Origin of the sequence: Actinophytocola sp., assembly GCF_050699915.1 — a bacterium.
Taxonomy (GTDB): Bacteria; Actinomycetota; Actinomycetes; order Mycobacteriales; family Pseudonocardiaceae; genus Actinophytocola.
The window spans coordinates 39,220-52,165 of sequence record NZ_JBOHGA010000017.1; the positions used below are offsets into that span (position 1 = coordinate 39,220).

Genomic DNA, 12,946 nt, shown 5'->3' on the forward strand with positions numbered 1-12,946 from the left:
GACGTTATGCTTTACTCATAACGTCGATATGCAACTGGAGGATCGACATGGCACGCCGACTTCGCCTCGGATCGGGCATCGATGTACTGAACGCGTGGACCGACGCCGCCCGCGAAGCGGACGTCAAGGCGGTCGCCGACGCGTTGTTCGCGATCGTGGAGCGCAGCGTCTACCGCGACTACCCGGTCATCGACGACTCGACCGTGGCCCGTGAACTGGTCGTCGTGGTGCGCGACGACCTCGCCGTCCGGGTTCGGCTCGACGATGTCGAGAAGTTCGGCATCGTCTTCGTCGGCACCCCCGCCGCGGCCCTCGAGCTACGCAAGAAGCGCGCCGCCGGGTCGCCGGCCGGGGCCGGTTGACGCAGCGACACCGTCACACGCGGTCCAGCGCATCGACGACCGGCCCCCAGCCGAACACGTCCCGAGCGGCACCGACGCGGATGACCTCGTTCGGCAGCACCGTCACGCCCCACTCGCCGAGCGTTTGCAAGCTTCGTGCGTACGCCGGGTGCGCGGCGAGGCTCGCCTTGGCATAGGGCGCGACAACGATCGGCAGCCGCAAGCCGATGGCCTCGTTGAGCAGCCCGAGCGCGAACGTGTCGCTGATCCCGGCAACCCACTTGTTGACCGTGTTGAACGTTGCGGGCGCCACCGCGATCGCGTCAGCACGTGGCAGGGACTCCGAATCGGGTCCCTGGTATTCGTCGCGCACCGGATTGCCGGTCTGTCGGGCCAGAGCCTCGATATCCATCCAGCCGGTCGCACGTGGCGTCGCAATGACGCAGACCGTCCAATTCTTGTTCTGCAGGAGCCCAACCAGCTCGTCCACCGCTTGGGCAGGCGGCGCTGCACACACGACGAGATGGAGCACTTGCGTCGTCATCAAGCGGCGCCAGCTCGAGCCGCCAGCGCGCGAAGACCCGGCGTGGCGCTCTTGCGCTCACGAGCGAGCAATGTACTCAGCAGCGCCCGAGCTGCCACGTTCCGCGACACAGCCTGCTTGGCGACGCGTTCCGCTTCGAGTAGATGCAACACGGCCAGGCTGTCATCACCTTGCCCGGCAGACGCCCAACCCAACTCGAGATGGACCTGCGAGCGCCGCCCGAGAAGAACGCCGGGAAGCGCGTCGGTGTCGATGCGCTCGCCAAGCTGAAACGCGGCCCGCGAATCGCCAAGCGCCACGTGAACGGCCAGCTCATGAATGGAGATATTCGTCGGACCGAACGCCGTCCACAACAAGTTGCCGTCCTGCCCCAGGTGCTCGGCAAGCCGCGCGGCGTCACGCAGATGCCGCCGAGCCGCCGACGAGTCGCCCTGCCGTCCGGCCGTGATCGCCAGCAGCAGCAGAAGCGCGCCGCGAGCCGAAATGACGTCCTGCATGTTCGTTGCTGTACGGCTGGCCAGCCGCTCCGCGGCTTGTGCGGCGATCTCCTCGGCATCGGCGAGATGACCACTTCCGAGCAGCGCACAAGCGACCTGATAGCTCGCGATACCGATCAATCCATGCCGATCGGTCTCCTGGGCCAGGCGCAGGCTTCGGTCGGCAGCCACCCACGCCAGCCCGGCGTCGCCGACCTTTGTCGCCAACTTGGCCGCGGCCAGATACGCGGCCGATTTCGTGTGCGCCGGAATCGTGTCCGCCGATCCTTCGAGGCGACCTATCAGCGATGGCAGGACGCGGGCCGCACCGTCATAGTCGGCTCGCTGGTACAACCGATGCGCCTCGACTACTCCGCTGTGGAAGCGAGAAGGATTGACGTCCTCAGGTTGCTCGCGGTCTTGTTGGTGGCCGAGGAGCGACCGACGCAGGCTCTCCAGCAGGGGCAGGTCCGCGTTGGGCGTGTCAGGAACACCCTCGGTCGACTGACCCCTCAGCGCAGCGGCCTTGGCACGGACGTTGGCGAGGCGCTGTTCGCGCTCGCGCCGTTCGTACTCGGCCTTGGCCGCCTCCAGCTCCAGGTACGCGGCGACGAGCGCGCCATCGGCGTCGCAGGCGAGGTCAACTGCCCGCCAGAACCGTTCGTCGGCCCGGGCGCGACCCTTCTCGATGTGCACGACAGTCGTGCGATCGCAGTGTGCGACCTTGGCGAGCCGGCCCTGAGTCAGGTCGGCCGCGAGCCGGAAGGTCGCGAGCTGTCCGCCCAAGGAGCGACGTAGCTCCGCGATGGGTTCCGGTTCCCTCGCCATGTCGTCTTCCAGGCTTCGCAGTGTCGGGCTTCCTCGGTCGCACCGTGCGTCTCCGCAGGTGATTGCGGGTGTGGCGACCGTGCACACAGGATAACGCACGCTCCGTGACACCTGGTTTCGTGATCTTCCCGCCACCCGACGCTGCTCACCACGACAGCGCCTTGATCACCGAACTCGCGGAGGTCAACAACTCGATGTCAAGCCCAATGTTGAGTCCGCCGGTTGCGCGACGGCGGGTGGCGCGGAGTCTCCGGGACATGCGGCGGCAGGCCGGACTGACGTTGGAGCTGGCCGCCTCCAAGCTGGATCTGGCGCGGAGCGGCCTCCACCGACTGGAGTCCGGGATCTCGGTGGCCAACGTGCACGTCGCGCGGAGCATGATGGATCTGTACGACCAGTACGCGCCCGACTTGCTCGACATGATCCGAGCGGCTCGGCGGCGCGGATGGTGGCAGGACTATCGAGTGCCGAATCGGGACTACCTCGGCTGGGAGGCCGGCGCAGCAGCGGTCCATGAGGTAGCCGTGGTGCGGTTGCCAGAGCTCCTGCAAACCGAGGTCTACGCCCGCGAGCTGCTGGCCGGCCGCGACGAGCTGATCGATGAGATCAAGACCCGGCGCATCCGTCAGCAGCGACTCGACGATTCGGACAGACCGCTGGCGTTCACGGTGGTCCTCGACGAGGCGGCCTTGCGCAACTGCGTAGGCGAGCCGAGCGTGATGCGCCGTCAGCTCGCGCACGTGATCGAGTGCGGCGACCGGGCGAACGTGCGTGTTCGGGTCTTGCCGTCGAGCACTGGTGCCCGCGTTCGAACCGCTGGCTTCCGGCTGCTGGAGTTCGACCACCCCGACGACTCACCGGTCATGTTCGCCGACTGTGTGCATGCGACGGTGCGTGAAGACGGCAGCGAGCGGGTTGCCGAGACACGCCAGGTGTTCGAGGCCGTCGCGTCCGCCGCGCTGTCCGAAGAGGACTCCATCGCGTTCATCCGAGACCTGTCACGCGAGCTGTACCCGTCCGCACGACCCACAACGGCTGGTTCATTTTCGGTCCAGAATCGCTCGTTCGGCGGCCTATCCAGGTCATCTAGCTTGGTGAATACCAAGTGATCGTCAGTTCTGAGCTGGAGGGAAATGCCATGAGCTGGACGCCGGAGATGCGGTCGGAGACGAGCCAGTCGCAGGAGACGACGCCGGGTGGCGAGCTCGACTCCGCCGCGCTGGAGGCCGCTCTGCCCACGCTTACCGAGAAGCTCGCCGGGCTCTCGGCCGAGCTCAGTGCCAGCGAGCGCGAGGTGCTCAGCAGCATCGTGACGTCCTCCGCGCTGCACCTGGAGAAGCTGCAGGACATCAACATGGAGGCGGAGTACATCTACTCCAAGCCGATCTCGGCCGCCGCGACGCCGGAGGTGCGCAACCACCTGCTGTCGCTGCCCGAGACGCTGGGGTTCACGGAGTCGCAGTGACACAGGCCAGCTCGCTGCCGCTGGTGGAGCGAATCGGCCGGTTGTCGGCCGAGCTGACCGTCGCCGAGCGCGAGAACCTCAAGCTGATGCTGAGCATGGCGGCGGGCGGACTGCTCGTCGGCCATGCTCGGCAACAGCCGGAGGCCCTGCGCCGGGAGGCGCTGGAGACCGCACAGCGGTCGTTGCCGAAGCTGCACGACGGCAAGCGGCCCGCGTTCACCACCGGCATCGTCTTCCGCGGCCGGGCGCCGTTCTTCACCGACGCCGAAATCGCGGCCATGGACGAGGAGTCCCGCGCCAACCGGCATCGGGCGCAACGGTTCCACGACCACTACGTCACGTCCGGGGCGCCGCTCGCCCGGGAGATGGCGCTGTCCTCGGACATCAACGCCTTCCTGAGCGAGCGGGTCGGGCCGGTCCTGCCGACCTACAAGGCGAACTACCTCTACTACGACGCGCCGGGCCTCGGCATCGACCCGCACGTCGACAAGAACGAGTTCGCGTTGAACGTGCTGACGATGTTGGAGCATCGGCCGGAACGCCGGCATTCCGAGCTGATCCTGTACCCGCCCGAGCAGGATCCGGTGCACATCCAGTTGGCACACGGCGAGTCGCTCGTCTTCTTCGCCGACAGCGTGACCCACCAGCGGACCAGAACCGTTGCCGGTGAGTCGATTCGGCTCGTGTCGTTCGGATACCATCCCATCTAAGGAAGCTGCGATGAGTGGAACAGCGTCCGTCGGTCAGCGACTGGCCGACCTGCACGGCAGCCTCAGCCCGGCCGAGCAGGCGAACCTCAAGCTCATTCTCGGCCTGTCGGCCGGACATCTCGTCCCGGAGCGGGACTCGAGGTCACAGCGCGGCCGGGTGGCCGTGTCGGAAGCGCTGGAACTGTTGTGCCCGTACGAGGTGGCGGACCCGCGCGGCGCGCAGTTCCGGGGACACCCGGACCTGCTGACCGACGAACTGCTGTCCACTCTCATCGCGGAGTCCGAGGAGGTCGGTGCGACCGCGGTGCCGTTCGACGAGCACTACCTCGGCTGCGGCGGGCCGGTCGCGGACAAGCTGGCGACGAGTCCCGAGCTGACCGCGCTCGTCCGATCGGTCGTGCCGGGCGCGGAGCCGACCGGGATCGCGAGCTACCTTTTCTACCGGGACGCCGGCCAGGGGATCATCCCGCACATCGACACCGACATCTTCTCGCTGAACGTGCTCCTGATGCTGGCGCACGAGAAGCCGGCGGACGCGGCGACCACCTCGGCGCTGTACATGCACTACCCGGACGGCAGCGAGGAGCGCTTCCAGCTCACCTCGGGGGAGATGGTCATCTTCCTCGCCGGCACGCAGGCGCACAGCCGCACCCCGATCGCCGAAGGCGAGCGCGTCACGATCCTGACCTTCGGCTTCATGCCGCAGGGCGCGCCGATCGGGAACTACCGTCGATGACCACCGTCCTCGGTATCCATTGTGGACACGAGGCGTCGTGTGCGGTCGTGCGCGACGGTGTCGTCCTCGCGGCCATCCAGCAGGAGCGGGTGACCAGGAGGAAGTACGACGGGCAGGAGTGCCTGTCGAACCGCCTCCCGGTGCCGGAGGTGCTCGCCGCGGCGGGCACCTCGCTCGCCGACGTCGACGTCATCGTGTCGTCGTTCCAGGCGGCCGGCCCGTCCGCGGTCGGCCTGCAGCGGCCGCTGTTCACCGCGGACTTCGGCCTCTTCGACCCGTTCGACGAGCGGCACTTCGTCGTCTCCCACCACCTGGCGCACGCGGCCTGCACGGCCGGGCTCTCGGGGTTCGAGTCCGCGGCCGTGCTGGTGTCCGACAGCGCCGGCACGTCGTCGCGGGACGGCCGGGACTTCCACGAGCCGTTCGCGGAGTTCTTCGCGCGCTACACCGCCGACGACACCGACGCCGAGCTGTTCACCGAGATGCGCTCGGTCTACCGGTTCGACGCCGGCCGGCTCGAGCTGCTGGCGCGGGACTTCTCCGTCCCGCACAACCAGCCCGACGTCTACATGCAGGGCGAGGCCAGCCTGTACGACAACGTCGCCCGGTACCTGTTCCGCAAGGAGCACGCGCACGGGCAGCTCATGGCACTGGGCGGCATCCCGTTCGAAGGCGCCGCGAGACTGTCCAAATCGGACATCATCACGCCGGACGAGCCGCCGCGGGTACGCAACGGCTGGCAGCAGCTGCGTGCGCACTCGGACCCGGTGGCCGACGCGGACATCGCCGCGGCGGTGCAGGACGCGTTCACCGACCTGGTCACACACCAGGCACGGCGAGCCGTGGCGTTGACCGGTCAGCGCCGGATCTGTTGCGCCGGCGGGATCTTCCTCAACCTCACCGGAAACACCGCGATCGCCGGGCTCGACGAGGTCGACGACGTCTACGTGCCGTCGTGCCCGCACGACGCCGGCATCTCCATCGGCGCCGCGTTCCTCGGCTGCTACGGCCACGAGCCCACGCCGGCTGTGCGGGAGCGGGTCCGGTCCGACTTCCTCGGCCGGCCCGCCGAGGAGATCCGCGTCGAGGTCGCGGCACGACAGGGCTTCGTCGAGACCGTGTCCGCGCCGGCGGCCGCCGAGAAGCTGCTGCACCACGCCGCGCAGCTGTTGATCGACGGTGCGATCGTCGCCCGCTACGGCGGCCGCGCGGAGTTCGGGCCGCGCGCGCTCGGGAACCGGTCGATCCTGTGCCATCCGGTCGGTTGCCGGGACGCCCGGGCCCGGCTGAACACGATCAAGGGCCGGCAGTGGTGGCGACCGGTCGCTCCGATCGTCCGAGTGGAGGACCTGGACACCTACTTCAGCGGGCCCGCCGAGTCGCCGTTCATGAACTTCAACTTCACGGCCCGTCCGGAGTACCGGGAGGTGCTCGTCGAGGCCCTGCACCTGGACGGCACCGCGCGCGTCCAGACGGTCGGCCCGGACGACAACCCGGCGATGTACCGCCTGCTCTGTCAGGTGGCCGACCTCGGCGCGATACCGGTGTTGATCAACACGTCGCTGAACGGCCCGGGCGAACCGATCCTCGAGTCCGGCGGCGACGTGCTGCGCTTCGTGCGGAAGACCGCGGTCGACTACCTGCTGTCCGACTCGCACCTGCTCGTGCCGCCGGACGAGCCCGACCTCGTCGGCGTGCGACCGAAGCCGGGCGCGGTCCTCGCCACCTTCGGTGGCGGCCCGGACCGGCGGTACCTGCTCAGCGACAGCGACGCCGCCGAAGCCGTCGACCGGGAGCTGTTCCTGGCGTTGTGCGGCGAACCCGCCGCCACGGTGGACCGACACGACCAGCACGTCGGCAAGTTGCTACAGATGGGCCTCCTCGTTGAGCGTTAGCAAACCCGCGCCGGTCCGGCATCCGGCGCTGACCCGCCGGCTGTCCACGGCGACGTTCGTGTCGTTCTTCGCCATCGCGGTGATCGAGTTCGCGGTGCCGTTCGTCGCGGTCGCCACGCTCGGCGCCAACGCCATGATCGTCGCCGTGCTCGGCGTGTGCCGGTTCGCGCCGCAGGTGCTGTTCGCCCGTGCCGCCACGGCCACCGTCAACAAGTACGACCAGCGCACCGTCATGCTCGCGGCGGAGTGGCTGCGGGTGGTCGCGTTCGCGTTGTCCGCCGCGGCGCTGCTGGCCTCACCGGTCGTCGGCTTCGCGGTGTTCGCCCTGGCCAACCTGTCCCTCGGGCTGGGTTCGGTGCTGACCGCGGTCGCCGTGCAGGTGCTCGTGCCCCTCGCCTTCGACGACGCCGAGCTGCCCCGGGTCTACTCGCGCCTGGGCATGGCGGAGTCGCTCGCCGACGGCGGCGGCCCGTTCTTCGCGGGCCTGGCCCTGGCCATGTTCGACGTGTCCGGCACGTTCGTGGTCGCGGCGGTCCTGGCGGCGGGTGCGTGCCTGCTGCTGCGCGGGATGCCCCGAACCCACGTGGCCGAGCCGGTCGAGGAGGCGCCGGGCAGGGACCGCTCGTCGCTGCGGCACGGTGTCGCGGTCAACTTCGCCACCCCGCCACTGCGAGTGCTGACCGGCTGGGCGCTGGCCTACAACCTGGGACAGTGCCTCATCGAGGCGATGTTGCTGATCGCCATCCTGGCGCGGACGAGCATCGGGGCGGCGGAGTACGGCGTGATCAAGGCCTGTGCGGTGCTCTGCGCGGTCCTCGGCGCCTACCTGGCGACCAGGCTGCCCCGGTCGCTGACCGGCGGGTGGGGGATCTCGCTCTTCGGCTTCGGTGCCATCGGCTCCTACCTGCTGCTGGGCATCGGCCTCTACGTGCCGGGCGCGGCCGGCGTCGCGTTCATCGTCGCCGGGTTCGCCCTGGACGAGCTCTGCTCCGGCGTCGTGCTGGTGCTGATCCAGACCTTCCGCGCCCGCGCGATCTCGCACCAGGACCGGGCCGCGGCGACGGCCGGCTACCGCGCCATGAACCTCACCGCGGTGCCGGTCGGGTTCCTGCTCGGCGGCGTCCTCGGCCTCGTGCTGGCACCGTCGGCGACGATCGTCGCCGTGGGTGGCGCGATGCTACTGTTCGGCCTCGTGATCTGGACCTCACCAGTGCGTTCCGTACCGCCCACGTGATCGACGAGCCCGAGCCGGCGATCGTCACCAAGCGACTCGTGCTGTCCCGGATCGCCCGCGACGATGTCGACGAGCTCGTCGCGATGCTGCTGAACCCGGCCCTCTACGACTTCATCGGCGGCGCACCGGCGTCGGCGACCGCGGCCGGGGACCGGGTCGCCCGCTGGCTGCGCGGGTCGACCGACCCGGACGTGCTCTGGATCAACTACGTGGCACGCCGCCGCGACGACGGCCGGCTCGTCGGGCTCGCGCAGGCCACCGTGTCACGTGCGGCCGGGTCGGGCTTCGACACCTGCGAGGTCGCCTACCTCGTGGACCCGCCCGCACAGCGGCGCGGGCTCGGCACGGAGATGATGAGCGGGTTCTGCGTCGAGCTGCACGAGACGCTGCACCCCACCGAGTTCACCGCGAACATCCATCCCGGACACGCGGCGTCCGAGTCCGTCGCCAAGACGCTGGGTCTCGTCCCGACCGACGAGCGCGTCGACGGCGAGCGGGTCTGGCGAGCATCCGCTCCGCGAACCCGCTGAACAGGGCGAACGAACGCCACTCGCGAAGTACGATGCGGCTCGATGCCGGTGCCCCCTGCTCCGCACCGGCACGCCGGCGGTGCGCAACCGCTACGTGAGGGAACGGATCGGCTTGTCATGACGGATGTTCGCGCCTTCGGCACGCGCTCACTGGACGATCGCTACCTCGTTGCGGACGGCACGATCTACCTGACCGGACTGCAGGCGCTCGTGCGGATGCTGCTCGACCGGCAGCGCCACGACGAGAGCCGCGGGCACCACGGCTCGATCTATGTGACCGGCTACGAGGGCTCGCCGCTCGCCGGCTACGACCTGGAGATCCAGCGCCGGCGGTCGATCCTCGCGGACCGCCGGATCGTGCACGCGCCGGCGGTCAACGAGGAGCTCGCCGCGACGGCCGTCTACGGCACGCAGCTGGCGGACCAGGTCGCGACGCTCACCACCGACGGCGTCACGGGAGTCTGGTACGGCAAGGCGCCCGGCCTCGACCGCGCCACGGACGCGTTCCGCCACGCGATGTTCATCGGCACCTCGCCGAAGGGCGGCGCCGTCGCCTTGGTCGGCGACGATCCCACCGCCAAGTCGTCGACCGTGCCGTCCTCTTCGGAGCCCGCGCTCGCCGACCTGCAGCTGCCCACGCTGTGCCCCGCCGACGCGCACGAGGTACTCCGACACGGACTCCACGCGGTCGAGCTGTCGCGCGCGGCCGGCGTGTGGACGGCGATGAAGGTGGCCGCGAACGTCGCCGACGGCGCCGCCACCGCGACGGTGAGCTCACAGTGGACACCGCCGGTGCTCGACGACCCGCGGGCCTACGCGCACGTGCCGCACGCGCAGCTGATCGGCGCCGGCCTCGCCGGGCTCGAGCGAAGCCTGCAGGAGGTGCGGCTCCCGATCGCGGCGGAGTACCTCCGGCGCAGCGGCCTCAACCGGATCCTCGGCGCGCGGCGGTCGGCGCGCATCGGGCTCGTCGCGGCCGGCAAGACCTACCTCGACCTGCGGCAGGCCCTCGACTCGCTCGGCCTGACCGACTCCGAGCTCGAACGGACGGGGCTCGCCGTCCTCAAGCTCGGCGCGGTCGTGCCGGTGGAGCCGACCGTGGTGCGGGAGTTCGCCCGCGGCCTGACCGAGATCATCGTGGTGGAGGACAAGCGGTCCTACCTCGAGTCGGCCGTCAAGGAGATCCTCTACGGGACACCGGACGCGCCGGCGGTGGTCGGCCGGCGAGACCCACACGGCGCGCGGCTGTTCCCGGCGGTCGGCGAGCTGAGTCCCACCGTCGTGGCGGCGGGGCTGGCCGCCCGGCTGCGCGAGCACGACGGGTTCCACGGCCTGCGCCCGCCCCGCCAGAGACCGAGGCAGCGATTATCACTCCCACTGGTGACCCGCACGCCGTACTTCTGTTCCGGCTGCCCGCACAACAGCTCGACCAGGTCGCCCGACAACGGCGCGCTCGTCGGTGGCGGGATCGGCTGTCACGGGCTGGTGCTGGTCATGGACAGCGACCGGGTCGGCACCGTCACCGGGCTGACCCACATGGGCGGCGAGGGCGCGCAGTGGCTCGGCATGGCGCCCTTCGTCGACACCAGGCACTTCATCCAGAACCTCGGCGACGGCACCTTCGCTCACTCCGGCAGCCTGGCCGTCCGGGCGGCGGTCGCGGCGGGCGTGCCGACCACCTACAAGATCCTCTTCAACTCGACGGTGGCGATGACCGGCGGGCAGGACCCGGTCGGCGCACGGGGCGGGCTCGCCCAGCTCGTCGCCACCCTGCTCGCCGAGGGGGTCGGCAGGGTGGTCGTGACGTCCCCGGACCCGCGCCGGACCCGGCGTGCGCTGCGCCGCGGACGGGTGGCCCCGCGCGGCCGGGTACGGGTCCGGCACCGGGACGACCTGGTCGCCGCGCAGACCGAGCTCGCGGCCGAGCCCGGGGTCACGGTCCTGGTGCACGACCAGGAGTGCGCGGCGGAGCTGCGCCGCAAGCGCAAGCGCGGCGAACTGCCCACCCCGACGAAGCGGGTCGTGATCAACGAGGGCGTCTGCGAGGGTTGCGGCGACTGTGGACAGAGGTCCAACTGCCTGTCGGTGCGGCCCGTCGAGACCGAGCTCGGGCGCAAGACCCGGATCCATCAGTTCTCGTGCAACCTCGACTACTCCTGTGTGGACGGTGACTGCCCCAGCTTCGTCACCGTCACTCCCGGCACGACCGGAAGGACTGTCCGCACTCCGGAGGTCGGCGCCCTGCCCGAGCCTGTGCCGAGCGTGCCGGTGGACGACTTCACCGTGCGGATCGCGGGGATCGGTGGGACCGGCATCGTCACGATCGCCCAGGTGCTCGCCACCGCCGCCGCGCTCGACGGCCGCCACGTGCGCGCGCTCGACCAGACCGGCGTGTCGCAGAAGGGTGGCGCGGTCGTCTCCGACGTCAAGGTCTCCGTCGAACCGAAGGCACGCGCCGCGAAGCTGGCCCGCGGCGAGTGCGACCTCTACCTCGTGTGCGACTCGCTGGTCGGCACGGAGCCCCAGTACCTCGAGAGCGCAGATCCCGAGCGGACGATCGCGGTGCTCTCGTCCGCCGAGGCACCCACCGGGCACATGGTCGTCGACCCCGCCGTCGCGGCACCCGACCGGCGCGGCATCCGCTCCGCGATCGAGGACCGGGTCCGTCTCGCACACCACCTCGCCGCGGACGAGCTGGCGAACGAGCTGTTCGGCGACGAGCAGTTCACGAACATGCTCCTCGTCGGGGCCGCCTACCAGGCGGGCGCGCTCCCGATCTCCGCCAAGTGCATCGAGGAGGCCATCGAGCTCAACGGCGCACGAGTGCCGGCCAACCTCATGGCGTTCCGACACGGCCGGCGAGTCGTCGCCGAAGGCCTCGAACCGGCCGAGCCGGAGCCCACGCCCACGGACGTCGGCGCCCTGATCGCGCACCGGGTCACCGAGCTCACGTCCTATCAGGACGGTCGGTACGCCGACGAGTTCGCGAGGTTCGTGGCCGGCGTGCGCGGTCGCGAGGCGGAGGTCGTACCCGGCAGCACGTCGCTGACCGAGGCGGTGGCCCGGAACCTGTTCAAGCTCATGGCCTACAAGGACGAGTACGAGGTGGCGCGGCTGCATCTCGACCCGGAGTTCGACCGGCAGCTCCGGGCGGAATGGGGCGAGGGCGCGAAGATCGGTTATCGGCTCCACCCGCCGTTCCTTCGCGCGCTGGGGATGAAGCGGAAGATCGCGCTAGGCCGCTGGTTCCGGCTGGTGTTCCACGTGCTGGCGCCCATGCGCCGGCTGCGGGGCACCGCCGCCGACCCGTTCGGACACACGCGCGTGCGCCGGGCCGAGCGGGCGCTGGTCGCCGAGTACCGCGCGACGGTCGAGTCCGCGCTCCGCGTACTCGACCACGAGAACCTGGAGTCCGTCGTGGACCTCGCGCGGCTGCCGGACATGGTCCGCGGCTACGAGGAGATCAAGCTCGCGAACGTCGAGCGGTACCGCGCCGAGGTCGCCCGCCGCCTGCCCGAGCTGACCGGCGACCGGGCGACCCCGACGGGGCCGGGCGTCACGGCACGGTGACCGCCGCGGAGTTCGCCGTCGACGTCGGTGGCCTCCACGGCGACGCGGTAGAGGCCCGGCTCGTCGAGCTGGATCGGCTCGGGTGTGCGCCAGACACCGTCGGACACGGCCCGGTTGCGGGTCCGGTGCTCACCCGCTGCGGTCGGGTGCGCGGGCGAGGACGGTGAGGCCGGCGAGCGCCACGAGCACCGCGACCGCGCACGGGAGCTGCCAGCCGGCGCGGACTCCGTCGCCCAGCAGCGCGATGCCCAACGCACCCGCGGCGAGCATCTCCACGCCGACGACGATGGCGGCCACCACGTCCGGCCCGCCGCGGCGCAGGGCGAGGGCCAGCATGACCGCGCCGAGCCCGGCGAAGACCGGCACCGCGTAGGTCGGCGGCTGCGCCAGTAGTTCGGACAACGAGCCGGTCCGCTGATGCAGCGACCGCACGGCCACCGCGACGCCGCCGAACGCCAGCCCGGCGATCACCGCGCGGCCCGCGGCGGAGCCGGCGCGCATCGCCGGCGGGATGGCGATCAGCAGTACGGCCAACAGCACCAGGAGCACCACGTCGACCGTGTCCGTGTCCACCGCGGTGCTGCCGGTGGAGCCGCTCGCCGCGACCACCCCGAGCC

General features: G+C 70.5%; 11 protein-coding genes and 1 pseudogene. 9 read left to right on the forward strand and 3 right to left on the reverse strand.

Going from position 1 to position 12,946, the window contains the following annotated elements; all coding sequences use genetic code 11:
- Positions 1-47: 47 nt before the first annotated feature.
- Complete coding sequence (locus tag ACRDSK_RS05390; RefSeq protein WP_431438805.1) at positions 48-362, forward strand: DUF6235 family protein; 315 nt, start codon at positions 48-50, stop codon at positions 360-362.
- A 13-nt stretch (positions 363-375) separates the two neighbouring features.
- Here the strand turns inward: ACRDSK_RS05390 and ACRDSK_RS05395 are convergent, their stop codons facing one another.
- Positions 376-885 carry a flavoprotein gene (locus ACRDSK_RS05395; protein WP_431438806.1) on the reverse strand — a complete coding sequence of 170 codons (510 nt, stop codon included), beginning with the start codon at positions 883-885 and terminating at the stop codon, positions 376-378.
- A complete protein-coding gene (locus ACRDSK_RS05400; protein WP_431438807.1) occupies positions 885-2,147 on the reverse strand; it encodes a helix-turn-helix domain-containing protein in 1,263 nt (420 codons plus the stop codon). The genes ACRDSK_RS05395 and ACRDSK_RS05400 overlap by 1 nt, the downstream gene beginning before the upstream one ends.
- 248 nt (positions 2,148-2,395) lie before the next feature.
- On the opposite strand from ACRDSK_RS05400, the gene ACRDSK_RS05405 reads away from it, so the two are divergent.
- From ACRDSK_RS05405 to ACRDSK_RS05440, 8 genes are all read left to right on the forward strand, one after another.
- Positions 2,396-3,298, forward strand: a complete 903-nt coding sequence (locus ACRDSK_RS05405; protein WP_431438817.1) for a Scr1 family TA system antitoxin-like transcriptional regulator — start codon at positions 2,396-2,398, stop codon at positions 3,296-3,298.
- Between the two features lie 29 nt (positions 3,299-3,327).
- On the forward strand, positions 3,328-3,654 hold the full coding sequence (locus ACRDSK_RS05410) for a hypothetical protein (RefSeq protein WP_431438808.1): 327 nt from the start codon (positions 3,328-3,330) through the stop codon (positions 3,652-3,654).
- On the forward strand, positions 3,651-4,364 hold the full coding sequence (locus ACRDSK_RS05415) for a hypothetical protein (RefSeq protein WP_431438809.1): 714 nt from the start codon (positions 3,651-3,653) through the stop codon (positions 4,362-4,364). Before ACRDSK_RS05410 ends, ACRDSK_RS05415 begins: the two co-directional genes overlap by 4 nt.
- Before the next feature lie 10 nt (positions 4,365-4,374).
- The gene (locus ACRDSK_RS05420) at positions 4,375-5,100 is read left to right on the forward strand and encodes a hypothetical protein (protein ID WP_431438810.1); all 726 of its coding nucleotides are present in this window, start codon (positions 4,375-4,377) and stop codon (positions 5,098-5,100) included.
- Positions 5,097-6,995 (forward strand): carbamoyltransferase C-terminal domain-containing protein, encoded by a 1,899-nt coding sequence (locus tag ACRDSK_RS05425; RefSeq protein WP_431438811.1) that lies wholly within the window; start codon positions 5,097-5,099, stop codon positions 6,993-6,995. The genes ACRDSK_RS05420 and ACRDSK_RS05425 overlap by 4 nt, the downstream gene beginning before the upstream one ends.
- Positions 6,985-8,229 carry an MFS transporter gene (locus tag ACRDSK_RS05430; protein WP_431438812.1) on the forward strand — a complete coding sequence of 415 codons (1,245 nt, stop codon included), beginning with the start codon at positions 6,985-6,987 and terminating at the stop codon, positions 8,227-8,229. Before ACRDSK_RS05425 ends, ACRDSK_RS05430 begins: the two co-directional genes overlap by 11 nt.
- A complete protein-coding gene (locus tag ACRDSK_RS05435) occupies positions 8,226-8,759 on the forward strand; it encodes a GNAT family N-acetyltransferase (protein WP_431438813.1) in 534 nt (177 codons plus the stop codon). Before ACRDSK_RS05430 ends, ACRDSK_RS05435 begins: the two co-directional genes overlap by 4 nt.
- 117 nt (positions 8,760-8,876) lie before the next feature.
- Positions 8,877-12,329: an indolepyruvate ferredoxin oxidoreductase family protein gene (locus ACRDSK_RS05440; RefSeq protein ID WP_431438814.1), complete on the forward strand. Its 3,453-nt coding sequence runs from the start codon at positions 8,877-8,879 to the stop codon at positions 12,327-12,329.
- Positions 12,330-12,458: 129 nt separating this feature from the next.
- On the opposite strand, the pseudogene ACRDSK_RS05445 reads toward ACRDSK_RS05440, so the two are convergent.
- Positions 12,459-12,946, reverse strand: a pseudogene (locus ACRDSK_RS05445) (hypothetical protein); the annotation flags it as partial.